This is a genomic window from Aequorivita sinensis (genome assembly GCF_006346335.1).
GTDB classification, from domain to species: Bacteria; Bacteroidota; Bacteroidia; order Flavobacteriales; family Flavobacteriaceae; genus Aequorivita; species Aequorivita sinensis.
Genome location: NZ_VDMC01000002.1, coordinates 91,546 through 117,249 on the forward strand (window position 1 = coordinate 91,546; position 25,704 = coordinate 117,249).

The following is a 25,704-nucleotide window of genomic DNA, read 5'->3' on the forward strand; positions in this document are numbered from 1 at the left end:
TTTACAAGCAACATTATTTAAGCTTAATACAAAACCGCAACCTGAAAAGGTTGCGGTTTTTTGTTTTGACTAATTGAGGGGTATTTTAGTTATTAAGACAAATTAAGAAATAAATAGCAGAGTTATTGATCTTCTTAAAATTTTAGATAATTGTAATTAAAATGTGGGAAGGTGTTAAGTTTAGATTTCGAACAAACACACATAAAAAGAACGGCCCGTAAGGGCCGTTCAATTTTAAAGCTTTTTATTTTAACCAATTATTAAGCTTTAAGGTTACATACTTGGAAAGTGGGGGTTTCCAATAGGTAACCGGGGGCCAAAATATAATTTATTAAACACTATCCCAAACCAATTGATGATAATTTTTGAAAATTTAACTTTTAAAGGATTTGTATGTTTATATAGCAATCTCATTTATAAATTTTCGATTAACTTCATGGATTCCATCGAAAACTTTAATTTCTAGTCTGTTATTAAACAACTCGCTTCCTTTTAATTGCTCTTCGGTTTTTCTCGCTTCTGTAATGTATTCATCCTTATCACCATATAAGTAAATAACCCTAGTAGAAGGATTTAAAAATTCAAAATCAGAGACTTTCAGCTCTTTTGGAATTCCTCCCGAATGAAGGATTATTTTATCACAATTTATTTTTCTATTTGCAATCCAGCGTGAAGCAATTGAAACTCCTTGAGAATATCCTAAAACAATTAAATTAGGTATTTCTCTAGTTATTTCTTTTTTAAAAACAGCATCTATATAATTTAATACATTTTCAGTTTCTAGAATTGTATTTTCACGTGTAAGCCAAGAAGCGCCAACGTGTTTAAATTTTCTGTCTTGATAGTATTTTGAAGGAGCCTGTGGTGCTATTATGTAATTTTCTTCAGGATTCAACTCAGAAAAATATCTAATAAAGTATTTGCTTAAATACCCCAAACCGTGAAAAACTATCCAAACATTTTTAGTGTTGTCGGTTAAAGTATTTAAGGTTGAATAAGTGTTGACCGATTTGTAAGAAGCTTCTTTTTCAGTGCTCATTTGTTGTATTCAATTTTGTATTTTTACAAATGTAATTTAATAAGATGAAGTACACTAAAGATCAAATTTTAGCTATGTCCAAAAAAATGTGTGAAAACACATTAATGGAAACCTTGAATATAGAATTTACGGAAGTCGGAGATGACTTTTTAATTGCAAAAATGCCAGTAACTCCTAGAGTTCATCAACCTGACGGTGTTTTACACGGCGGTGCATCTGTCGCTTTAGCAGAGAGTGTTGGAAGTGCAGGAGCCTATTTCTTTTTAAACGCTGAAAACATCGTTGTTCGCGGAATTGAAATTGCAGCCAACCACGTAAAAAGTGTACGTGAAGGTTTTGTGTATGCTCACGCAAGTATTCTTCATAAAGGACGTACAACTCAGCTATGGCAGATAAAGATAACCAATGAAGAAGGCGATCTCGTTTCTCTTGTGAAACTCACAACTATAAGTTTACCAAAAACCAAATAATGGATTTTAATTTATTACTTGAGAAAATTTCAAATCATTATTTGAAGAAATTACCATTTGTAGTATACAGTAAACCAAATAGTAAAGCCTTATCAGCTCTTCTGCAAAAGAATGATTTCTTACACGAAATTAAAGAATTAAATAAAGCTGGATTTGTACTTTCGCCATTCAACTATCACAATTCTTCTTTTTTTATACCTGAAATCGAGTCAGAGATTTATGTTTCTGAATTTGTAAAAGAACCCTTTATAGCAGAAGTTACTTCAGTTTCAAACGATGAAAATGAGGAAGGTAATTATATTAAACTGTTAGAAAGCACAATAGAAGCAATTAAAAATGACATAGCAAGTAAAATTGTTATCTCGCGCTCAAAAAACGTAAAGCTTCAAAGTTTTTCTATTGATAAATTACTAAAACGTTTATTCTCAGCTTATCCTACGGCCTTCCGATATATTTGGTTTCATCCCAGAACTGGTTTGTGGTGTGGTGCTACGCCAGAAACACTTGTGAATTTAGATGATAATATGTTTACAACTATGGCTTTGGCAGGAACCCAACCATATATTAATGATGAGCCCGCAACTTGGAGACCTAAAGAAAAAGATGAACAACAGCAGGTAACCAATATGATTTTAGATAAATTAAAACCTGCGACTTCTTCATTAGAGATTTCTAAAACATATACCCATCGTGCTGGTTCGTTATTACATCTTAGAACAGACATAACGGGTAAATTAAATAATAATACAACGCTCACAGCTATAGCGTCTGCTCTACACCCAACACCGGCAGTAGGTGGCAATCCTAAAGAAATAGCACAAAAATTCATTTTAGAAAATGAAGGATACAATCGCGAATTTTACACAGGTTTTTTTGGTCCTGTATTCAACAATGGGACTTCGGCTAATCTTATGGTAAACTTACGATGTATGAAAATAGAAGATGCCGTTGCGCGTATATTTGTTGGTGGTGGAATAACATTAGAGTCTAATCCAAAAGAAGAATGGCAGGAAACTCAAAATAAAATGCAAACAATGTTACAAGTGTTGCAGCCAATGCTTTAAAATCTACAGTGTCTTTGTACCTTTACACTCCATGAAATTTACAAATAAAATCCTCGCACAAACCCTTATTCAATTATGTATGGATAAAGGAATTAATCATATCGTAATTTCTCCTGGGTCGCGTAATGCACCATTAACCATAGGTTTTGGAGAACATCCGGAATTTAAGTGCTTTAGTATAGTTGATGAACGTGCTGCTGCATTTTTTGCATTGGGAATGGCGCAACAATTAAAAAAACCAGTAGCTGTTGTTTGCACCTCCGGCTCAGCACTAATAAATTATTACCCAGCAATTACGGAAGCGTTTTATAGCGATATTCCGCTTATAGCTATTTCAGCAGACAGGCCTGCAGACCGAATAGATATAGGCGATGGACAAACCATTCGTCAGGAAAATGTTTTTCATAACCATATTCTTTACAGTGCTAACTGTACTGAGGGTGATGAATTTCAACAAAAAAATGAAACCGAAATAAACGTTGCCTTAAACACAGCAATTGAGTTATCGGGACCTGTTCATATTAATATTCCTTTTTCCGAACCTTTATACCAAACCGTTGACAAGCTATTAGTTTCACCACAAAATGTAAAAGCTAGGTTGGATAGTTTCGATTTATCAGAAGATTTAGCACCTTTTCAAACTAAGTGGAATAGTAGTAGTCGCAAAATGATTTTGGTTGGGGTTCTACCACCAAACAGTGTAGAGCAACGCTTTATCGAACATTTAGCAAAAGATAAAAGTGTTTTAGTTCTAACCGAAACAACTTCAAATCTTCATAATGAAAATTTTATTTCTGCTATAGATCAGCTTATAACACCATTGACAGAAGAGGATTTTAAAAATCTCCAACCGGAAGTATTATTGAGTTTTGGAGGAATGGTGGTTTCTAAACGAATTAAAGCGTTTTTGAGAAATTATACTCCAGAAGAACATTGGCACGTAGATTCAAAAAAAGCTTATGATACTTTCTTTGCTTTAACGCATCATTTTAAAACGCCAATAAATAAATTTCTTACTGAATTTCTTCCGAAAACAAATGCTGTAGATAGTGACTATCGGGAACAATGGTTATCGTTAAAATCTTATAGATTACAACGTCATAATATATATGAAACCCAAATTCCGTATTCAGATTTTATGGTGTTTTCTGAAATAATTAAACAGCTTCCACAAAATATTCAGTTACAACTAAGTAATAGTGCTACAATTAGATATGCCCAATTATTTAATTTACCAGCATCCTCAGAAGTTTTTTGTAATCGAGGAACTAGTGGAATTGATGGTAGTACAAGTACAGCAATAGGAGCAGGGTACGCTTCAAACTTGCCAACAATATTTATTACTGGAGATCTGAGCTTTTTCTACGATAGCAATGCATTGTGGAATAATTATATACCGAAGAATTTTAAAATTATTGTAATCAATAATGGAGGTGGAGGTATTTTTAGAATTCTTCCTGGTGAAAAAGATACTAAAGTATTTGATACTTATTTTGAAACCAAACACAATCTAACAGCCAGACATCTTTCAGAAATGTATGGTTTTAAGTATCAATCTATAGCTGAAAATGAAGAATTAAGTAAAGGAATTACTACATTCTTCCAAGCAGATAAAGGGCCTTCTTTGTTAGAGATATTTACGCCTTCGACTATCAACGATAATGTGCTTTTGGATTACTTTAAATTCATTGCCTAAGGCCAATTTATTACATTAGAATTTGTTAAGTTTTCCATAGTTTATTATATTTTTAATTTTCTTTAAAACACTACCTTTGCAGTTATGATAAAATTGGGTGAATACAATACATTAGAGATCCTAAGGGAAACCGAACCGGGTCTATATTTAGGTGATGACGAAGAAAACGTAGTTCTCTTGCCTCACAAATACAAACCAGAAGAATATGAAATAGGAGATGATCTCACGGTTTTTATATACCTTGATAATGAAGAACGTCCTATAGCAACCACTTTAGACCCATTTTTACAATTAAATACATTCGGATATTTACATTGTAGCGATGTTACCGAATATGGTGCGTTTATGGATTGGGGATTAGAAAAACAGTTGTTTGTGCCTTTTAAGGAACAAGCACGCCCAATGAAAAAAGGAAATTGGTATATCGTTTATTTATATATAGACGAAAAAACCAACCGCTTAGTTGGTTCAAGTAAAACAAACCATTTTCTTCAAAATGAAAACCTAACGGTTGAAGCCTATCAAGAAGTTGATATTTTAGTAACACATTTAACTGAAAAAGGAGCAAATGCTATTGTTAATGGTGTTCATAAAGGATTGATTTATATAGAAGACATTTTTGAAGATATCCGTACAGGTGATAAGCTAAAAGCATTCGTAAAGAAAATACGTCCTGACAATAAAATTGATTTAGTTCTTCAACAACCGGGTTATAAAAGCATAGAGCCTAACGCTAATTTTATTAGAGAAGAATTAGAGGCCGCAGGAGGATTTCTTCCACTTCACGACAAATCAGATCCAGACACTATTAAAAATATGTTGGGTATGAGTAAGAAAAGCTTTAAGAAAGCAATAGGAACGCTTTATAAAGACAAACAAATCATCATTAAAGATGATGGTATTGAGTTGAAATAAATCCTATTCAATTCAAATTTCTAGATAGGGTTGTAGATTTCAGTAAATAACTTAGTAATATCTACGCCCTAGTCTAAAAGGTGCACAACGTGCGCATATTCCGTGTGGAGGGCAAGTGTTTGCGTTTAAAAATCCACGGCTTGCTTCATAATATGCTTCGTTTTTAACTTTGGTAGATCCATCTGCACTATAACTGCTATTTCCGCCGTAAACTCCGTATTCTCTAGGGTCTAAAGATATTTTAAGATCCGATTCTACGTACCTTTGGTTTGTAATCATCGCATCAATCATACTTACCGGTTCGCGATAATTTTGTTTATTCAACTTAAAAGATGGGAGTCTTTTTAAACCTTTAGATCGAAAATCTCCTTCAAATAACAAGGAAGTGGTAGTTAAACTTTCAATTTCTGGAAGCTTAACAAAATCTAACTTATATTTATTGGTCTCGTAATCCAATTGAGCCGAAGCCAATAATGGGAATAATAATATAAGAAACAATAATTTTTTCATCGAAACAAAGATATCAAATTTTAAGCCAAGAATAAATAGATAATTTATCTACTAACTTAATCTTTAGCCAGTCTTTTTTATTCTGAAACGAACAATTAAAGCCTGATATTATATACTTATTTTTTTAGCAATTTTTTTTGCGATTGCGTCTTTATGAATAGTTATACTAATAGTTTTTAAACGCATATACGCTTCACTAAAATACACATATCCACCATTTGCAACTCTACTCTCGTCGTCTCCCCAACTGTTTTTAACTTTATAATATTTAGTGCCATTTTGATCGTGAAGGATTCCTGTGATATGCATTAAATGATCATCAGTAGTATTGTAATTTTCAAACTCCTGTTGGCGGTACTCCTGAGTTATCGTTTTTTCAGGAAATATAAAGCTTAGTGCTTTAAGTTTATTTTCATCATCTTCAGGAACAACTGCAATTCCTTCTTTAGATGAAAAGCTACGCTCGCTTACATCACAATCTAATTCTACAGTATATCCGTTTTCCAATGCATTGTCTAAGGTTGCTATCATTTCATCTAATGGTAAGTTGTAAAAACTGCCATTACTCCAGTTGTCAGGAACATTTAAAATAAAGTTTGAATAAAACGGAGCGTGAGTGAAACTAGTTAAACTTAAATAATCTTTTGGCTGAATCTTAGTCATTTCTAAGAAAGATTGTGGTGTATATTGTTTCCCTTCGAAGGTAAAACTGTTTACATTCTTACCGATATATATATCCAAAACAGCATCTATAGCTGCACGCCACTTACTACTTAATTCTCTTCCTGGGTTTTCTACGTAGGTTTTTAGCATGGCTTCCAATACAGCTGACATCTCGGCATGATTGTGTTTGCTTTCCCCGTCGGGCATTCCGTTAAAAGCTAATTGAGGTACTAATCCGTATTTTTCCACAGCATTCATTACGTCGTGAGCAAGTCCACCTTCCCCAAACTGTGCTTTTCCTTGTCTCATGATGTAGTTTTCAGACTTTAGGGGATAGGTATTACGTACCTGATACATTTCGCTTAAATCGATATGTTTCCCAGTTAGGCGAATTATTTCACTTTCTAAAAATGAAATACTGCTAAAACTCCAACAAGTTCCTGTAATTCCTTGACTTAATACAGGTGTAGTTTCAAGGTCGGTAACAGTTGTAAATTTGTATCTTTCTTGGGCGGATAGATTTAATGTAAATAGAATTACCAAGAGGAGTAGAAGGCTGCGCATTGTTTTATTTATTTGAGTATTATTTATTTGAGTATTTTGAGACATCTTTTCTTTGTGAACTCTATGTCTTTACGGTAAATTTGACACCGCAGAGGCGTAGAGCGCGCAGAGATTTTATGTTTAATTTCAAAGAAGATAGAAAATGATACTAAACAATATCTGCTATCTTTGAAAACAAAAATAATAATTATGAATACTCCCAATTGGAAAACAGCAAAAGAATATACCGATATAACCTATAAAAAATCTAATGGTGTTGCGAGGATAGCTTTTAACAGACCAGATGTAAGAAATGCATTTCGTCCTAAAACTACAGCCGAACTACTTGACGCTTTTCACGATGCGCAAGAAGATACATCAATTGGGGTAGTTTTACTTTCAGCTGAAGGTCCTTCCTCTAAAGATGGGGTTTATAGTTTTTGTAGTGGGGGCGATCAAAAAGCACGTGGCCATCAAGGTTATGTAGGTGAAGATGGATATCACCGATTAAATATTCTGGATGTACAGCGATTAATTCGTTTTATGCCAAAAGCTGTTATTTGTGTTGTGCCAGGTTGGGCTGTTGGTGGCGGACATAGTTTACACGTGGTTTGCGATTTAACGTTAGCAAGTAAAGAACACGCTATTTTTAAACAAACTGATGCCGATGTAACAAGTTTTGATGGTGGTTACGGAAGTGCGTATTTAGCTAAGATGGTAGGACAGAAAAAAGCCCGTGAAATCTTTTTCTTAGGAAGAAATTACAGCGCACAAGAAGCTTTTGAAATGGGAATGGTAAATGCTGTTATCCCTCACGCCGAACTGGAAGATACAGCTTACGAATGGGCGCAAGAAATACTTGCAAAAAGCCCTACATCTATTAAAATGTTGAAATTTGCAATGAACCTAACCGATGATGGAATGGTTGGGCAACAAGTGTTTGCTGGTGAAGCTACTCGTCTTGCTTATATGACTGACGAAGCAAAAGAAGGTCGTGATGCCTTCCTTGAAAAACGCAAACCTAACTTTGATAAAAAGTGGCTGCCATAGAATAATTTTTCTGAAGCAGTTAGCATTTAATTTATAGTACAGTTATATAAACGGATTTCAAAAGTATCGATTAAGAATAAATGGAATTTGTCCGAAATCATATTGAAGGTATATCAAAAATATCTGATGAGGATTGGCATTACTTTTCCTCAAGATTAATAGAGCGAAATTTTAGAAAGAAATCCGTTTTTTTAAAACTAGGAGAGATTGAAAACTACATTTCTTTTATTAAATCTGGGGTTGTACGATTTTACCTGCCAAAGGAATTTGTAGAAAAGGAGGTAACCTTTAGTTTTAGTTTTAAAAACCAATTTGTAAGCGCCTACGATTCATTTTTAACTAGAAAACCTTCACTTTATGAGCTGGAGGCTTTATCTGATACACATATGTATAGTATTTCGTACTCCGATTTACAGGATGTTTATGCAAATACTCAATTTGGAAATTTAATTGGAAGATTAACTGCTGAACGTCTATTTCTGTTAAAATCGAAACGCGAGCAATCTCTTTTAAATGAAACTGCTGAAGAGCGGTATTTAAAGCTATTTAAAAACCGCCAAGATTTTATCAAAGATATCCCGCTTAAATATATCAGTTCTTACATTGGAGTGACGCCACAAGCCTTAAGTCGTATTCGGAAACGTATTAATTGATTTAGGTTCATTGTTTGGCTTGGCTATTGCAAGTATGTTTGTAAAAAAAATAGCTAATGACAATATTGATATTTATAGTGGTACTTTGGTACGGAGGACTATTTTTCCAAACCTTCTTCTTACACCGCTATGCCGCTCACCAATCCTTTACAATGTCTAAACTAACCGAAAGAATAACTTTTGTGTTAACCTGGTTTTTTCAAGGATCAAATTATTTAAGTGCTTATGGTTATGGTGTTATGCACAGAATGCATCACGCCTATGCCGATACTGAGAACGATCCTCATTCGCCAAAATACGATGCCAGCGTTTTTTCAATGATGTGGCGCACTAAAAACATATACGCCGATATAAATGAGAAACGCATTGAGGTTGACGAAAAATTCACTAAGAATGTTCCACAATGGGAACGCTTTGACAGTTTTGCAAGTTCTTATTTCTCTAGAATTATCTGGAGTATATTGTATTTTGCATTTTTCTTTTACTTCGCAACAGCTTGGTGGCAATGGCTATTTTTCCCGGTAGCGCTGTTTATGGCACCTATTCACGGAGTAATCATTAATTGGTACGCACATATCTACGGATATGTTAACTTTAAATCTAAGGACACCTCCAAAAATCTTTTGCCTTTTGATTTTTTAATGATGGGTGAGGGGTACCACAACAATCACCACAAACACGCAAGTCGCGCAAATTTTGGAGGCGTTCGCTGGCACGAGGTTGATATTACTTATAAAATAATGCAGGTTTTACACGCCTTAGGAATTATAAAGATTAAACCTATTACCCAAGTGGTTAGAAGAGAAGTGTAACAACTTAAACGTTTAAATAAAACCCGCTTTCTATTTAATGGAAAGCGGATTTTTTATTTCCTATTTTAATTGTCACTGTAAATGGTTTGAAGTAGTAGGTTTTACAAAGCCTAAATGATATGATATTTGTTAAGAGTTTATTTTACTGAAACAATTGTTGTAATATATATGTAGTAATTGATACAATGTAATAATGCTAATACAAGAATATCTTTATTTGCGAAATTTTCAAACTCTTCTGTAGTATTAATATTATAATTGTAATTAAGGTTATTTAATTTAGTATCCATTTCGGCTACTAATAGTTCTCTTTTGTTCGTGTCGGTTAATATGAATTTATTGCTTGAAACTCCTTTAATTCGAAGTAAAAACTTTTCTTCTAATTCATTAAAATAAGTTTTTATTAAAATTCCATTCCAACTAAGTTTAAAATCTAATATAGTCTTTTTGTCGTCTTTTAATTCAACTTTAGAATTCCATATTCCTTTTGGTTTAAGTTGAAACTTATCACCATTAGAGATTATAATTTCTGCATTTGAATCATACCATTTGTTATACAGTAATTCTCCGATTTTTATATTGGCTGAAGTTAAAATAAAAGACAATGAGTTGTTCGAATTTGCTTTGTAATTTGCCATATTATGAATATTCTAAAATTTAATTATTAAAAGTGCGATTTTTAGCTTGACCTATAATTTCTTATAAAGCAATTCTCATATATTTTATACTGGGAAATTTTTAGGTTAACAATCAAATATAGGATATATTTTAAATTTTCAACAATATAAAGGAAAAGGAGTTGTTCAGCTACTTATTCACATTCATGAAAAAAAGCACCCAAAAAAACTCTTAGATGCTTTTTGAATCAATACTCATTATTTGCTCTAATAGGCGTCGTCGTGTACGTTTGCAACCGCCCGTCCGCTTGGGTCGTTCATATTTTTAAAACTTTCGTCCCAATCCAGGGCTACTTGACTACTACAAGCTACACTAGGCACGCTAGGTACCGTTAAAGCTGCGGCATCACTAGGATAATGACTTTCAAAAATAGTGCGGTAGTAAAACTCTTCCTTGCTAGTAGGAGTTTGTATAGGGAAACGATAATGAGCATTTGCCATTTGTTCATCTGTTACTTTATTGTTTACCATTTCCTTTAAAGAGTCAATCCAACTGTAACCTACACCGTCGCTAAATTGTTCTTTTTGTCGCCAAGCAACAGCTTCGGGTAACATATCGCCAAAAGCCTCGCGTAACACCCATTTTTCCATTGCTTGCTTTTCGTGAGAACCTCTTTTACCAGCAATTATCATTTTATCTTTAGGGTTTAGTCGCATAGCCACATCCATAAATTCTTTGTCTAAGAATGGCACTCGACCTTCGATTCCCCATGAAGCTAATGATTTGTTTGCACGTAAACAGTCGTACATATGTAGTTTGTCTAATTTACGCACATTTTCTTCATGAAAATCCTTTGCGGAAGGGGCTTTGTGAAAGTAAAGGTATCCACCAAAAATCTCGTCAGCTCCTTCGCCAGAAAGCACCATTTTTATTCCCATGGCCTTGATAGCACGCGCTAATAAAAACATAGGTGTAGAGGCGCGGATGGTAGTTATATCGTAGGTTTCCACGTGGTATATCACATCGCTGATAGCATCAAGCCCTTCTTGAATTGTAAAATTGATTTCATGATGTACAGTTCCTAGATGATTCGCAACCAATTTTGCAGCAGCCAAGTCTGGGGACCCCACTAGACCGACTGCAAATGAATGTAACCTTGGATACCAAGCCCCTTCGGTATCGCCAGATTCTATGCGTTTATCTGCATATTTTTTGGCTAGAGCAGAGGTAATGGAAGAGTCTAAGCCACCAGAAAGTAAAACACCATAAGGCACATCACTCATTAGCTGTCTCTTTACTGCAGCATCTAATGCATTTCTAAGATCTTCAATACTAGTTTCATTTTCTTTAACTGTTTCAAACTCCATCCAATCTCTCTTGTACCATCTCTTAATTTCACCTTCACGGCTATCTAAATAATGACCAGGAGGGAAGAGTTCAATTTTGGTACACGTGCCTTCTAGGGCTTTTAATTCTGAAGCAACATAAAAGGTTCCGTTTTGATCCCATCCCATATACAGTGGAATGACGCCCATGTGATCGCGAGCAATAAAATAATTATCATTTTCAATATCATAAAGTGCAAAGCCGAAAATACCGTTCATTTCGTCAAGAAAATCTGGGCCTTTTTCTTTGTATAAAGGCAAAATAACTTCACAATCACTTTTAGTTTGAAAGTCATAACCGTTTAATTGTTTTCTCAATTCGGTATGATTATAGATTTCGCCATTTGCTGCCAAAACAAGGTTTCCATCACTGCTATAAAGCGGTTGTTTCCCTGATATAGGGTCTACAATAGCAAGTCGCTCGTGAGCCATTATAGCTTTATCATTGGTAAATACACCGCTCCAATCCGGTCCACGATGACGAATAGTCTTTGCCATTGATAGTATTTGAGGTCTAAGTTCCTCAGAGGGCTCTTTTAGTTTGAATACACATACAATTCCACACATAATTTGAATATTTGGTTAATAGTTGAGTTTCGTGATGTTTGGTTTCCCCGATTCCGTTTGGATACCAATTTAGTTTTGCTTTAATTTTTTTTGACTTCCGAGTGGGGTGGAGTGGAGGCAAAAAAAAAGCCCGTCAGGTAAAAAACCTGACGGGCTATATATCGCGACAAGTTTTTGTTACGGCAGCTCGTTATTATTATTGTTGTTATTTAAGCTAACTAGTGACATAAACTTGTTTTTTTAATAATTATATTGCTAATGTATGATAAATTCTGCTAAAAACAATATTTCCATTGATTTAAATTAAAATTTAGGGGGATTTCCCTTTAGTTATAAATTATCTCAATTTTGGAAACTCAGTTGGATTTGCTTCGTGCATAATGCTATAAACTTTTTCATAAACATCTTCTACTGAAGGTTTGGAGAAGTAATCTCCATCGGTTCCATAAGGAGGACGATGATCTTTCGCTGAAAGAGTTTGCGGCTTGCTGTCCATATATCTATAACCTCCTTGTTCTTCAATAACTTGATTTAAGATATATGCTGAAGCACCTCCCGGAACGTCCTCATCAATAACTAAAAGCCTGTTAGTTTTTGCAACACTCTTAACTATGTCGTGATTAATATCTAGCGGAAGCAATGATTGAACATCGATGATTTCAGCATTAATTCCTGCTTGAAGTAATTCTTTAGCCGCTTCTTCAACTATACGTAATGTACTTCCATAAGACACTAAAGTTATGTCTGTACCTTCCTTAATAGTTTCTACAACTCCTATTGGAGTTTTAAGTTCGCCAAGGTTGTTAGGCATTTTTTCTTTTAAACGGTAACCATTTAAACATTCAATAACCAATGCTGGTTCGTCTGTTTCTAGAAGTGTGTTGTAGAAACCTGCAGCCTTGGTCATATCTCTTGGTACTAAGATATACATTCCGCGTAGTAAGTGGATTAAACCAGCCATTTGAGAGCCACTGTGCCAGATACCTTCTAATCTATGGCCTCGAGTTCTAACAATAAGTGGTGACTTTTGCTTACCATTTGTTCTGTAACGCGTAGTAACTAGATCGTCACTCATAATTTGAAGACAGTATAAAATGTAATCTAAATACTGAATTTCAGCAATAGGACGTAGGCCACGGAGTGACATTCCGATACCTTGACCTAAGATTGTAGCTTCGCGAATTCCTGCATCGGCAACCCTAAGCTTGCCGTACTTTTCTTGCATCCCTTCTAAACCTTGATTTACATCTCCAATTTCACCAGCATCTTCACCGAAAATTAGAACTTCTGGGTGTTTACTAAAAATAGCGTCAAAGTTGTCACGTAAAATTACACGACCGTCAACTTCTTCCGCATCATCAGAATATGTAGCAGGCACTTCTTTTACTGTTTTAGCATTTTCTTCAGCTTCAGAGTAAAGGTGGGCACTGTATTTTGGTTGAATTATTTCGAAGTAATTCGCAATCCAATCTTGTAATTGTTTCTTTTCAGGAGAATCTTCTTTTACAACGTAACGCAATGCTTTACGAGCTGCGCCTAGTATGTCTTTACGCAATGGACTTTTATCAGCCTCTAATTCGTTTTTAATCTTCTCGATGAAGTTTTTATTTGCACTGTTTTCCGCTAGGTTTCCTAATAATAAAACAGCTTCTTCCTGTTCTCTTTTTTGTGGATTTATAAAGGCATCCCAAGCCGCTTTCTTGCCGTCGCGTACTTGTTTTTTAATATCTTTTTCAATCTCAGAAAGCTCTTCGTCTGTTGCAATATCGTTGGCGATCATCCATTCGCGCATTTTTAAATTACAATCGTTTTTCGCTTCCCACTCTAGGCGCTCTTTACTTTTGTAACGCTCATGCGAACCACTAGTACTGTGACCTTGAGGTTGTGTTAGTTCTTGTACGTGAATTAATACAGGTACGTGTTCTTCACGAGCTATTTTAGATGCACGGTTGTAAACCTCTATAAGCTCTGGATAGTCCCAACCATTTACACGAATAATTTCATAACCCTTTTCAGTTTCGGTACGCTGAAAACCTTTTAGTATTTCAGATATATTTTCTTTTGTAGTTTGATATTTTGCGTGAACAGAAATTCCGTATTCGTCATCCCAAACACTCATTACCATTGGTACTTGTAAAACACCAGCAGCATTTATGGTTTCCCAAAAAAGACCTTCACTAGTACTTGCATTTCCAATAGTTCCCCAAGCTACTTCATTTCCATTTATAGAAAAGTTTGTTTTGTCTTCTAAGCCTTCAACATTTCTGAAAATCTTTGAAGCTTGTGCTAAACCTAATAGACGAGGCATTTGCCCAGCGGTAGGTGAAATATCTGCACTACTATTCTTTTGTTCTGTTAGATTTTTCCAACTTCCATCTTCATTTAAACTATGCGTAGCAAAGTGTCCACCCATTTGTCTTCCACCACTCATTGGATCTACAGTTATATCGGTATGTGCGTAAAGCCCAGCAAAAAACTGCTGAATAGTTAATTCGCCTATAGCCATCATAAAGGTTTGATCGCGGTAGTATCCACTACGCCAATCTCCTTTTTGAAATGCTTTTGCCCAAGCAAGTTGAGGGACTTCTTTACCATCTCCAAAGATTCCGAATTTAGCTTTACCAGTAAGCACTTCTCGTCGGCCAAGTAAACTACATTCACGGCTAGTTACAGCAATTTTATAATCGTTTATAACTGTTTCTTTAAAATCTTCAAAAGAAATCTCTGTATTTGTCTTAGGATCTGTCTGCATTACAATAAATTTTAGGAATTGCAAAAGTAGCAAATTTAGGGTGGTTTTACAACGCCATTTTGCTTAGTAGAAGTTAATTAAAATAGTGAATAATTGGTTTATTCTTTTTTAGTCTTGAATCCCTTAACAATCAGTAGTCTAAAGAGTAGTATAAATGGAAAACCGTGAAATAATACATCAAACCAATCTGCAGCCTGCATCCCATTCGCTCCTCCCGCTATCCATTTTAGCTTTCCCCAAAGATGTGGTTCGGGCATAAAAGGAGCTAAACCTAGAGTTAGACAAAGTAAAATAATTATACGCCAGTTGTTTAGGAAATCCATAGTATGAGTCTATAATTTATTATTTCTTGATTGAAGTAATCTTATACAATTTGTTCTTTTGAATAAAAACTTACTTTAATACCATTTTCTAGTAAATAGACCTAGTAGCGTTTGAGGGCTTAAGGTAACTATAAAGCGAACCTTTTCGTCATAGTGGGGGAGGTTAGGTTCAAATCCTAAACTTGAATAAAGGGGGAAGTAGAGTTCGAAATAATCTGCTACCAAACTCAATCTAATTCCACTATCAAAAACTGCGGTAGTACCACTATTTGAATTGTGAACTAACCCCACATCGCCATATGCATATATCCACTTCCAAATATTAGTACTAGTATTTGCTGTTACCATCCAACTATTTGCAAAAGCAGGTTCTAATTGTGATTTAAATCCACCTTCTGCAATTACTAATTGTTGACTAAAAAGTCCAGAATCTTCACTTCTTCCGTAGTAATTATAATCGAATAAATAATCACTAGGACGGTCTAGTGCGAAACTGAAAAAATCTTCATTCTCACGGGTATCGTTGAAAAGAAAAACCCCTGCAAAAAAACGTAAGTTTAACTGTCGATTACTTAGAAATAGCTTTCTATACTCCAAGTTTGCCGAAAGTTTACTGAATTTAGATGAAATTTCATAGTCCACTACAGACCTGAAATAATTAATAAGATTTGGATTTGAATAGACGTACTGAATATTGTAAACACTGTAATTTGGCTCTTGATCGGGATCATTAGGATCTTTATCCTTATAAACGTTAATGTTTCTAAGATTAATAAATTGCTTTTCATTATCTCTTAAATCATCGTTTCGAAAAGAGAAAGTGATATAGGGTGTGAATTTTTTATAGAACAAACCACGATCGTAGGAGTAGTAGTTTCCTGAAAAACCATAGCGCATTTTGTAAAGTTTGTCTTCATCTAAATATTGAATATAACTAACAGAAGCACCACCTACTAATTTCTTAGAACGAAAACCATATTGAGGTTCAAAACTAAAGTGAACTGGCTTAGGAAGCACAGTTTTGTTGTACAGTCTGATACCTGCAGATACTCCGTCGTACAAATTATACTCGAATATTGGCATAAAGAAAAACTGGGTGAAGCTAGGATCTTCTACATCTTGAAAAAGCCTAAACTGAATAGGCTTATTTAATAATCCATCTACCGTTTTATAATTGTTTCGACGATTATACTCAGGGATTTCTCCTTTGTGATTAAGGACTAACTTTTTAATATCCTTAGAAGGGATTGTAATCGTGCTTATGCTGTCAATTGGCTTAGTCCAAGTTTTATAAACAACATTATTATCGTTTAAGCCGTATAAACTAACGGGCAGTTTAGATTTTCTATTGTTTTTTATAGAAACTATAAGGGAATCGCCGTGTTTTTGAACTTTCTTAATTTTGAAATCTATAGTTTTTCGAGTGTTTGCAAAATCCTCAAAAAACCAATTAATAGGAAGGTCAGTTTTTTCAGATAGAAAAGTTTCGAAATCTGAAACTTTTACAGGTTTTAATCTATTTTGAATATAGAATTCCTTGAAGCTTTCACTAAGTATATTATCTCCTAAATAATCATTTAAATATTTGAAACCACTACCACCGTAATAGCCATTGGCAATATTCATATTAAATTTCAACAACGAATCTTTTGAAATAGTAAGTGGTTGTTGAATATTATTACGAGCCATATTTAAGTAGAGTAGCGGATACTGATCATTAAACTCAAGGTTTGCCGCGTGTGCCCAACGTATTACCCACCAATTACTTAAACTTCCAATTATTTTCATATTAGGGTAGTAGGTATCAACATACTCCATCATTAAATAAATCTGCAAAGCATCCTGTAACCAATAATCTTCTCTAGGATTAAAAATTAAAGTGTTGTCTATATAATGGCGGGTAATGGTTTTGAGATGTTCCATATCATATTCAAAACCATCAGGGAAAGGACTAATAAAACTTGGAAGTTGGTTTAAACCGTAAACGGGATTTGTTTTATAATCTGTCTCACTAACTACTATTTTTTCAAAAGGATATGGTCCAAGTTTATTGTGTAAAAATTGAGCGACTCTATCGATTACTAAAGCTTGAACAGGAGGGTTTACACGGCTGTTTTGAATATTTGTAACAATGCTAACTTTATCGGTTTCAATTGTTGTAAAACTTGGATTTTTTTCAATATATAAAACAGCGCTGTTGCGATCTTCCCCTTCTAAATGAATAGTTTTTTCTTTAGTAGAAAGGGTTTCAATTTCGACGTTTAAATCTGACGTTACATTGTATATCCTTGGGATATTTAAGTTTATAGAAATATGAGATGGAGTTAAATATAAATCATCTGTATTTTTATTGCTATAAATTTGCCATTCCCCATCGTAAACAGCAGGAGAAATGTACCAGTACCGCAGTTTGTAGTTGTTGTTTTTGTCTACTCCGTACCGCGTAAACTTATCGTCTGGCACTTTTACTGTATACGCTATATTGAAAGTATAATTATCACCTGGTTTAAGAGGTTTATCAGGAATTATTTTTAGAATATCTACTGCTTTATCACGTTGCCATTGTAGCGGAACAACCGAGTTGTTATAGATTTTGTGAATATCTGTTTTTCCTCGATTTTCTTTTTTCTCGAAGTGAAAAGCACTCTCATAATTGTCGGCAAAACGTTTACCTAGCGGTGTCGTTTTAGCAGAAAAACTATTCGCCCAATCGAAAAAGTAAATTTCATTTAATGTATCCTTAGAAGTATTATTATACGTCACCTTCTGTTCAATCGAAATCGTTTTATTAGAAGGGTTTAGCGTAGCATTAATATTTATTGTATGCTGTGCCATTGCTTGAATAGTCAAGCAAAAAAAAATACAGTATAAAATACTTTTTGCTATCAAGATATTTTAATGAATTTAAATTCTGAACTGCTAGAAGAATATCACAAATTATAAATACTTCCAGAGTTTTTATGGAAAATTAAAAGTTCGGACTTAAATTATATTCGTTATAGAATTCGTTTAAGATAACCAGTACTTCATCTTCAGTATCAACTAAATGAACTAAATCTAAATCTTCAACATTAATGTTTTTAGCGTCAACTAATGTTGTTTTAATCCATTCAAAAAGTCCGCCCCAAAATTCAGTGCCAACCAATATAATTGGGAACTTATCTATTTTGTGAGTTTGAATAAGTGTTAATGCTTCAAAAAACTCATCTAAAGTTCCAAAACCACCAGGCATTACAACAAAACCTTGTGAATATTTCACAAACATAACTTTTCTCACAAAGAAATAATCAAAGTCTATGCTCTTATCGCTGTCAATATATGGATTGTCGTGTTGTTCGAATGGAAGTGTAATATTAAGTCCTACAGAAGTTCCTCCTGCTAAATGAGCACCTTTATTTCCTGCTTCCATAATACCAGGACCACCGCCAGTGATAACACCATAACCGTTTTCAGTAATTTTCTTGGCGATATTTTCTGCTAGCTTGTAATATTTGTGATCTGGTTTAGTACGAGCTGATCCAAAAATAGATACACAGGGTCCAATACGACTCATTTTCTCGTATCCATTAACAAATTCTCCCATTATTTTAAAAATAGCCCAAGAGTCGTTTGTTTTTACTTGGTTCCAGTTTTTAGGTGTTAATTCGTTTCTCATTTATTGAATAGTATTTTAATGTTGTTAATAATTTATACTTCAAGCTATCAGGAATAATCCTCTAAAGTAACTCTTTTTTAAGGAATCGCGCAGTATAACTTTTTTTGTGATCTGCAATTTCTTCAGGAGTTCCTAAAGCCATTACTTTCCCACCTTTTCTTCCACCTTCAGGGCCTATGTCTATAATATAATCTACGGTTTTAATAACGTCGAGATTATGTTCTATAATTAAAACGGTGTTACCCTTATCAACTAATTTATTCAGTACTATCATCAATACGCGAATATCTTCAAAATGCAATCCTGTAGTAGGTTCATCTAAAATGTAAAAAGTATTTCCGGTATCTCTTTTTGAAAGTTCTGTCGCCAATTTAATTCGTTGCGCCTCGCCACCAGAAAGGGTTGTGGATTGTTGTCCGAGCGTTATATACCCAAGTCCAACATCTTTTATGGTTTTTATTTTTCGGTGTATTTTAGGGATATTTTCAAAGAAATCATCTGCTTCATTGATTGTCATCGCCAATACGTCATAAATAGATTTTCCTTTATAGCGAATTTCTAAAGTTTCACGGTTAAATCGTTTTCCTTGACAGGTTTCACATTCCACATAAACGTCTGGAAGGAAATTCATTTCTATCACTCTCAGTCCAGCACCTTTGCAAGTTTCACATCTACCGCCAGAGACGTTAAAGCTAAAACGTCCAGGCTTATATCCGCGAATCATTGCTTCTGGTGTTTTAGCGAATAGATTTCTTATTTCAGAAAAAACGCCTGTGTAAGTTGCAGGATTACTGCGTGGTGTACGCCCAATTGGGGACTGATTAATATCTATAACCTTATCAATATTCTCAAGTCCTTCAATCTTTTTGTAAGGCATAGGTTTTTTTACACCATTAAAGAAATGAGCATTAAGAATAGGGTAGAGAGTTTCGTTGATAAGGGTTGATTTCCCACTACCAGAAACGCCTGTTACGCCAATCATCTTTCCTAAAGGAAACTCAACAGAAACATTCTTTAAGTTATTACCTGTAGCGCCTTTCAGCGTTAATGTTTTTCCGTTTCCTTCTCTGCGCTTTTCTGGAATTTCTATCTTTCTTCTTCCGTTTAAGTAATCTGCAGTAAGGGTATCGTGTTTTTCAATTTCTTTTGGAGTTCCTTCTGAAACTATTTCTCCTCCGTATTTTCCAGCAGCAGGACCAATATCGATTACATAATCTGCGCTCTCAATCATATCTTTATCGTGTTCCACAACTATTACGGAGTTTCCAATTTCTCTTAACTGTTTTAAAGAATAAATTAAACGCTCGTTATCACGCTGATGTAGACCAATACTAGGCTCATCTAAAATATAGAGTACACCTACCAGCTGTGAACCAATTTGAGTTGCAAGTCGAATACGCTGTGCTTCTCCACCAGAAAGCGATTTTGAACTTCTGTCTAATGCCAAATAAGTTAGCCCCACATCAATTAAAAATTGAAGTCTAGAGCGTACTTCTTTTATAATTTCTGAAGCAATTTTTAGCTGCGTTTCTGAAAGGTTTTTTTCTAAATTTTTAAACCAGTCTGCCAACTCTACAATATCCATGTTGGCGAGTTCAGCAATATTTTTTTCATTTACTTTAAAGTAAAGTGATTCCTTGCGAAGTCGGGTTCCGCCACATTCTGGACAAGGTATTTTATCCATATATTCCTTAGCCCATCTTTTAAGCGAAGTAGATTCGTTGGCATCAAATGTATTTTGAATAAATGTTGCTACTCCCTCAAAATCTATTTTATAACTTCTTGTAATTCCAAGTTCCTTTGATTCTACTTCAAACTTTTCATTTCCCCCGAAAAATATGATATCCTTAGCTTTCTGAGGAATACTCTCAAAAGAATCGCTTAATTTGAATTTATATCTTTCGGCAATTAATTCTAACTGCTTAAAAATCCAATTACTTTTTTGCGGTCCGTGCGGAGCCAAAGCACCCTGTTTAATCGATTGTTTTGGGTTTGGTACAAGCTTATTTAGATTTACTTCATAAAGTTTCCCTAGCCCTTTACAATTCGGGCACATACCTTTTGGAGAGTTGAAAGAGAAATTATTCGGCTCGGGGTTAGGGTATGAAATCCCAGAAGTTGGACACATCAAAGAACGACTAAAATATCGCGCTTCATTGGTGTCGTTATCTAGAACAATCAAAACATCATCACCGTGATACATTGCTGTATTTATGGTTTCTGAAATTCGTTTGTCGTTATCTGTTTCTTTAACTGCTGTCTGCTCAGTAAAAGGTGGAACTTTTAGCCTGTCTATTACAATCTCAATATCGTGAGTTTTGTAACGGTCTAGTTTCATTCCTTTTACAATATCTCGCACCTCCCCATCAACGCGTACCTTTAAAAATCCTTGTTTAGCTATTTGTTCAAATAGTTCACGGTAGTGTCCTTTACGCGAACGGATCACAGGGGCTAGGATACTAACTTTTTTATTGGCAAAGTCCTCAAGTATAAGTCTCTTAATTTGTTCGTCGCTATAACTAACCATTTTTTGGCCAGTATTGTAGCTATATGCATCACTTGCACGGGCATAAAATAAACGAAGGAAGTCGTAAATTTCAGTAATTGTACCCACAGTAGAGCGCGGGCTTTTGCTTGTAGTTTTTTGTTCAATTGCAATTACAGGTGAAAGACCTTCAATTTTATCGACATCTGGACGTTCTAAACTACCTAGAAACTGTCGTGCATAAGCCGAAAAAGTTTCAATATAGCGGCGTTGCCCTTCAGCGTAGATTGTATCAAAAGCTAAAGAAGATTTTCCACTTCCCGAAAGTCCTGTAATAACAACTAATTTTTCCCTTGGAATACGAACATCAATATTCTTTAAATTGTGGACGCGTGCGCCCAAAACTTCTATAAAATCCTCATTTTTCGACATAGTTTGCAAAGGTACTATTTCACCGCAAATTAAAGACTTGTGATGCTTGAAATTTTTATTCTGAAGTACTTAGAAATCAAGTAATCAAAGACGTTGGATATCCTTGCCTGTAGGTAACTCAAATACCTCTAAATCGAAGTAGGGGATAGCTGCCAATAGGTGATCAAAAATATCCGCTTGAACATTTTCGTAAGTCACCCATCGCTTATCCTTACTGAAGCAAAATATCTCGATAGGAATCCCTTTGTCTGTTGGTGCCAAATGACGAACCATCAAAAATAAATCTTTGTTTATAATTGGGTTTTCGTTTAAATAAGCATCGGCATAATGACGAAAAACTCCTAAGTTCGTTTGATTACGGCCATTGATAAGCAATTCTTTATCAGCTTCATTTTGTGTGTTAAACTTAGAAACCTCCTTCTCACGGTGTTCTAGATATGGTTTAATTAGCTGAATCTTTTTGAATTTTTCAATATCTTCTGAAGACAAAAATTTTATGGAAGATTGCTTTATATAAATAGATCGTTTTATTCTTCTACCGTCACTTTCTTGCATTCCCCGCCAGTTTTGGAAAGAATCTGAAATTAAGCTATATGTAGGAATTGTAGTATAAGTATTATCCCAGTTCTGAACGCGTACAGTTGCAAGGTTTATTTCGGTAACATAACCATCAGCGCCAAACTTGCTAAAAGTAATCCAATCTCCAATTCGAACAATATCATTTACCGCAACCTGAATACTAGCTACAAAACCGAGTATGGTATCTTTAAAAATAAGTAAAATTACTGCCGAAGCAGCTCCAAGAGTTGTTAAACTGATTAATGAAAAACCAGTTAACATCTGTATGATATAAAATATACCAACTCCCCATGTAAATATCATCATTACTTGAACGTAACTCTCCATAGGTTTGTCCCTAAATCGTTCGGTACCTTGAAGATAGTTACGAGTGGTTCGTAGAATACTTCTAAAAATATAAATTAAAAGAATTACAGTAAGAACCTTAGTAATAACCAATAGAAGATTGGTTATTAGAGGAGATTCTATAAAGATTATAGGGATAAGGTTGTGTACAATTCCCAACGGCAGTACGTGCGCAATATACCTTGGGAAATTACTTTTAACTAAATAATCATCAAAAGTTGAAACAGTTTTATTGCTTAATGCTTTAAAGGTTTCTATGATTAACTTTCTAAAGACAATGTCAAGGAAATAGACTACTATCCAAACAACGATACAGTTTACAACAACGTTTAAGAAAATAGCCCATTGGGGATACATTCCTTCATTTATAAGGAAGTTCTGTAATAAGCAACTATATTCTTGAAGTGTATCTTGATTCATTATAAATATTTACGCTCAACATAAAAAGGTCCGAAAGGAAGTACTGAACACATAACTACAATAAACAAATCGGCAATAGACCAATTAAGTTTTTTGTACATATATATGGCACCACCAACATAAAGCACGAATAAGATTCCGTGCGCCATACCAACAATTTGTACCATTTCTGGCATATCCCAGATATATTTTAAAGGCATAGCAATACCTAATAATACTAAAAATGAAATAGCCTCCAAAGTGCTAATGAGCTTGAATGTTTTTACTGAAAGTTCCACTATACTTATTTTTTCGCAAAGATACATCTTGAAATCTGCTCTGCTAAACTTTAAGACTAATTTAAGTGAAGAATTGTTTATTCATTATTAGTATCTTTAAAAGAAAAAATAAATGCCCTTACTACTACAATCACCTACTGAAACAATTAAGCTTTCACTTCAACAATATTACGAGGAATTTCTAAGAATTTTACCCCGAATTGCATTGGCGATTTTGGTTATAATCCTTGGTGTTTTACTTGCTCAAATGTTAACGAGCTTCTATAAAAGACGTTTTCAGCAAAAATCTGAAGATCCGTTAATGTCGAAATTTTTGGCACAAGCGGTGAAAGTAATTTTAATTATTATAACTATAATGCTTGCACTTCGAGTTGCCGGATTAGATGATATCGCTACGGGATTATTAACTGCTGTTGGTGGTGGAGCAATTATTTTAGGGTTTGCATTTCAAGATATTGGTAAGAATTTTTTAGCTGGAATTATTCTGGCTTTTAACAGGCCGTTTAATATTAATGATACCATAAAAGTTGATGATATTTTCGGAAAAGTAAAGGAGTTGAGTTTTAGATATTCACATATAAAAACTTTTGATGGACGTGATATCTATATCCCAAATAGTGATGTGTTAACTAAACCAGTTGAAAATTATACAGCAGATGGTTTCTATAGAGTCGATTTCACAGTAGGTTTGGGGTATGAAGATGATATTGATGCTGCTAAAAAGGTAATCCAAGATGTTTTAGACAACAACAAAGAAATTGTCCGTGATGGTGAGCATGAAAACTTTGTTATTGAAGATGAGTTGGCCGCAAGTACTGTAAACTTAAAAGTATTCTTTTGGGTAGATACTGTTGATTATAGAAGGGCCTCAAGAATATTACGTGGGATGATAATTAAAGAAGTAAAAGTCGCACTTGCGGATAGAGACTTCAATTTACCTTCAGATGTTGTTGAATTAAAACTTTATAAAAACAGTCCTGATATTCCTTTTAAACTGAATAGAGGGGAGGAGGGTAAAACATCTAATTAAACAATAATTCTTATTCACAAGGCAAGGGGACATTCATTGTTTTATATTTCCTCGTGCTTCCAAAATTAAAATGCCACCATTCTGTACGGATATTTTTAAAGCCAAATTTGCGCATTCCTTCAAAAAGAAGCTTCCGATTTGCAAGCACTTCTTTGGGCAAGTTATAATTGTCTATATGTGCTTCTTTTCCGAAGTAATCGTAATCGCTTCCCATTTCAACATAACATCCGTCTAGGGTTTCTATCGTGATATCTACTGCGGCAGCTTTATTATGGATAGAGCCATTTCCATAAGGATTGCCAACATAGCCAGGGCGCGGGTATTTAGACCACATAAATTTCTGAACATCAAGTGGGCGGTAGCAATCGTAAATTTTAATACGGTATCCTTTTTCACAAAAATATTGATTAGCTAATAGAAGGGCTTCAGCAACCTCTGGTTGTAAAAGGCATTCTGCACAATCGTAAAGTGTTTCGCCAATAAAATTATTTGGAGTGGCATAACGGATTTCATAGTTGAATTCTGTGGAAAGATCTTTTAGATTAACTAACTTCTCTTGTGAATTCATTTTCACTGAAAAAACGAGAAATAAAAGTAAAATTACTGGAAGTTTCATATTTCAAATTTAAGTAGAAATTAATAACAATAGAAATTGCATTTGGTAACTTTGAAAAAAACATTAGACATGAATGATTTAGGAAAAAAATCCGCTCTAATTACTGGCGGTACAAAAGGAATTGGTTTCGGAATTGCCGAAGCATTACTCAAAGAAGGGGTTAATGTAGCAATTACAGGAAGAAATTTAGAAACAGCTGAAGAGGCTGCAAAAATGTTGAATGCACATGGAAACGACAGGGCTCAAGCTATAGGTTTACAAGCAGACGTAAGGAGTTTTGAAAGTCAAAAAAAGGCAGTGGAGACTGCGATTAAAGAATTTGGAGGATTAGATGTTGTTATTGCTAATGCTGGTTTAGGCCATTTTGGTTCTGTTGAAGAACTATCTATAGAACAATGGCAAGAAACAATAGACACTAATCTTACAGGACCATTTTTCACTTTAAAAGCAGGTTTAGAGCAACTGAAGAAAAACAAAGGTTATTATATAAGTATCTCAAGTTTGGCTGGAACTAACTTCTTTAAAGGAGGAAGTGCTTATAATGCAAGTAAATTTGGTTTAACTGGTTTTTCACAAGCAGCTATGCTTGATCTCCGCGATTATGGTATAAAAATAAGTACAATTATGCCTGGTTCTGTGTCTACGCATTTTAATGGAAATGAGCCTGATGAAAAAGATGCTTGGAAGATTCAGAAAGAAGATATCGGAAAGTTGGTGGTAGATTTATTAAAAATGAACCCTCGAACCTTACCGAGTAAAATTGAAGTAAGACCAACTACGCCACCTAGCAAGTAAAAGTTATTT

Annotated in this window: 22 protein-coding genes; 9 read left to right on the forward strand and 13 right to left on the reverse strand. The window is 34.5% G+C overall.

Annotated features, from left to right (window positions below; all coding sequences use genetic code 11):
* Positions 1–397: 397 nt before the first annotated feature.
* A complete protein-coding gene (locus tag FHP04_RS03445; RefSeq protein ID WP_139854566.1) occupies positions 398–1,039 on the reverse strand; it encodes an alpha/beta hydrolase in 642 nt (213 codons plus the stop codon).
* Between the two features lie 44 nt (positions 1,040–1,083).
* Here FHP04_RS03445 and FHP04_RS03450 point away from each other — a divergent pair, with 44 nt between their 5' ends.
* From FHP04_RS03450 to FHP04_RS03465, 4 genes are all read left to right on the forward strand, one after another.
* Positions 1,084–1,509 (forward strand): PaaI family thioesterase, encoded by a 426-nt coding sequence (locus FHP04_RS03450; RefSeq protein WP_139854567.1) that lies wholly within the window; start codon positions 1,084–1,086, stop codon positions 1,507–1,509.
* Positions 1,509–2,573, forward strand: coding sequence for an isochorismate synthase (locus tag FHP04_RS03455; protein WP_139854569.1), 1,065 nt, complete (start codon positions 1,509–1,511; stop codon positions 2,571–2,573). The genes FHP04_RS03450 and FHP04_RS03455 overlap by 1 nt, the downstream gene beginning before the upstream one ends.
* Before the next feature lie 31 nt (positions 2,574–2,604).
* On the forward strand, positions 2,605–4,269 hold the full coding sequence (menD, locus tag FHP04_RS03460) for a 2-succinyl-5-enolpyruvyl-6-hydroxy-3-cyclohexene-1-carboxylic-acid synthase (RefSeq protein ID WP_139854571.1): 1,665 nt from the start codon (positions 2,605–2,607) through the stop codon (positions 4,267–4,269).
* Positions 4,270–4,353: 84 nt separating this feature from the next.
* Positions 4,354–5,184 carry a CvfB family protein gene (locus FHP04_RS03465; protein ID WP_139854573.1) on the forward strand — a complete coding sequence of 277 codons (831 nt, stop codon included), beginning with the start codon at positions 4,354–4,356 and terminating at the stop codon, positions 5,182–5,184.
* A gap of 51 nt (positions 5,185–5,235) precedes the next feature.
* Here the strand turns inward: FHP04_RS03465 and FHP04_RS03470 are convergent, their stop codons facing one another.
* Together FHP04_RS03470 and FHP04_RS03475 are read right to left on the reverse strand one after the other, a co-directional pair.
* Entirely contained in the window at positions 5,236–5,694 is a 459-nt protein-coding gene (locus FHP04_RS03470; protein WP_139854575.1) for a hypothetical protein, read from the reverse strand.
* 108 nt (positions 5,695–5,802) lie between these two features.
* The gene (locus tag FHP04_RS03475; protein ID WP_139854576.1) at positions 5,803–6,921 is read right to left on the reverse strand and encodes a C1 family peptidase; all 1,119 of its coding nucleotides are present in this window, start codon (positions 6,919–6,921) and stop codon (positions 5,803–5,805) included.
* Positions 6,922–7,110: 189 nt separating this feature from the next.
* Between FHP04_RS03475 and FHP04_RS03480 the strand changes: the two genes are divergently transcribed.
* The 3 genes from FHP04_RS03480 to FHP04_RS03490 all read left to right on the forward strand — a co-directional run bounded on the left by FHP04_RS03480 (position 7,111) and on the right by FHP04_RS03490 (position 9,415).
* Positions 7,111–7,950, forward strand: coding sequence for a 1,4-dihydroxy-2-naphthoyl-CoA synthase (locus FHP04_RS03480; RefSeq protein ID WP_139854577.1), 840 nt, complete (start codon positions 7,111–7,113; stop codon positions 7,948–7,950).
* Between the two features lie 80 nt (positions 7,951–8,030).
* Positions 8,031–8,603 (forward strand): Crp/Fnr family transcriptional regulator, encoded by a 573-nt coding sequence (locus FHP04_RS03485; protein ID WP_139854579.1) that lies wholly within the window; start codon positions 8,031–8,033, stop codon positions 8,601–8,603.
* Positions 8,604–8,659: 56 nt separating this feature from the next.
* Entirely contained in the window at positions 8,660–9,415 is a 756-nt protein-coding gene (locus FHP04_RS03490; protein WP_139854580.1) for an acyl-CoA desaturase, read from the forward strand.
* A 137-nt stretch (positions 9,416–9,552) separates the two neighbouring features.
* Here FHP04_RS03490 and FHP04_RS03495 read toward each other — a convergent pair whose 3' ends face one another.
* The 9 genes from FHP04_RS03495 to FHP04_RS03535 form a co-directional block, all read right to left on the reverse strand.
* Positions 9,553–10,053: a hypothetical protein gene (locus tag FHP04_RS03495; protein WP_139854582.1), complete on the reverse strand. Its 501-nt coding sequence runs from the start codon at positions 10,051–10,053 to the stop codon at positions 9,553–9,555.
* A 246-nt stretch (positions 10,054–10,299) separates the two neighbouring features.
* Positions 10,300–11,985, reverse strand: a complete 1,686-nt coding sequence (gene asnB / locus FHP04_RS03500; protein ID WP_139854584.1) for an asparagine synthase B — start codon at positions 11,983–11,985, stop codon at positions 10,300–10,302.
* Between the two features lie 337 nt (positions 11,986–12,322).
* Complete coding sequence (locus FHP04_RS03505; protein ID WP_139854586.1) at positions 12,323–14,737, reverse strand: alpha-ketoacid dehydrogenase subunit alpha/beta; 2,415 nt, start codon at positions 14,735–14,737, stop codon at positions 12,323–12,325.
* 98 nt (positions 14,738–14,835) lie between these two features.
* Complete coding sequence (locus tag FHP04_RS03510) at positions 14,836–15,060, reverse strand: hypothetical protein (RefSeq protein WP_139854588.1); 225 nt, start codon at positions 15,058–15,060, stop codon at positions 14,836–14,838.
* Positions 15,061–15,135: 75 nt separating this feature from the next.
* Complete coding sequence (locus tag FHP04_RS03515) at positions 15,136–17,895, reverse strand: metalloprotease (RefSeq protein ID WP_246051387.1); 2,760 nt, start codon at positions 17,893–17,895, stop codon at positions 15,136–15,138.
* A gap of 133 nt (positions 17,896–18,028) precedes the next feature.
* Positions 18,029–18,715, reverse strand: coding sequence for an LOG family protein (locus tag FHP04_RS03520; protein ID WP_139854591.1), 687 nt, complete (start codon positions 18,713–18,715; stop codon positions 18,029–18,031).
* A gap of 61 nt (positions 18,716–18,776) precedes the next feature.
* Positions 18,777–21,632, reverse strand: coding sequence for an excinuclease ABC subunit UvrA (gene uvrA / locus FHP04_RS03525; protein ID WP_139854593.1), 2,856 nt, complete (start codon positions 21,630–21,632; stop codon positions 18,777–18,779).
* An 84-nt stretch (positions 21,633–21,716) separates the two neighbouring features.
* Positions 21,717–22,976: a mechanosensitive ion channel family protein gene (locus tag FHP04_RS03530; protein WP_139854595.1), complete on the reverse strand. Its 1,260-nt coding sequence runs from the start codon at positions 22,974–22,976 to the stop codon at positions 21,717–21,719.
* Positions 22,976–23,281, reverse strand: coding sequence for a DUF3817 domain-containing protein (locus FHP04_RS03535; RefSeq protein WP_179951769.1), 306 nt, complete (start codon positions 23,279–23,281; stop codon positions 22,976–22,978). The genes FHP04_RS03530 and FHP04_RS03535 overlap by 1 nt, the downstream gene beginning before the upstream one ends.
* Before the next feature lie 85 nt (positions 23,282–23,366).
* Between FHP04_RS03535 and FHP04_RS03540 the strand changes: the two genes are divergently transcribed.
* Positions 23,367–24,284, forward strand: coding sequence for a mechanosensitive ion channel family protein (locus FHP04_RS03540; RefSeq protein ID WP_139854597.1), 918 nt, complete (start codon positions 23,367–23,369; stop codon positions 24,282–24,284).
* 10 nt (positions 24,285–24,294) lie between these two features.
* Here the strand turns inward: FHP04_RS03540 and FHP04_RS03545 are convergent, their stop codons facing one another.
* Positions 24,295–24,900, reverse strand: coding sequence for a M15 family metallopeptidase (locus FHP04_RS03545; RefSeq protein WP_139854599.1), 606 nt, complete (start codon positions 24,898–24,900; stop codon positions 24,295–24,297).
* 69 nt (positions 24,901–24,969) lie between these two features.
* Between FHP04_RS03545 and FHP04_RS03550 the strand changes: the two genes are divergently transcribed.
* Complete coding sequence (locus FHP04_RS03550) at positions 24,970–25,695, forward strand: SDR family oxidoreductase (protein WP_139855018.1); 726 nt, start codon at positions 24,970–24,972, stop codon at positions 25,693–25,695.
* Positions 25,696–25,704 lie beyond the last annotated feature (9 nt).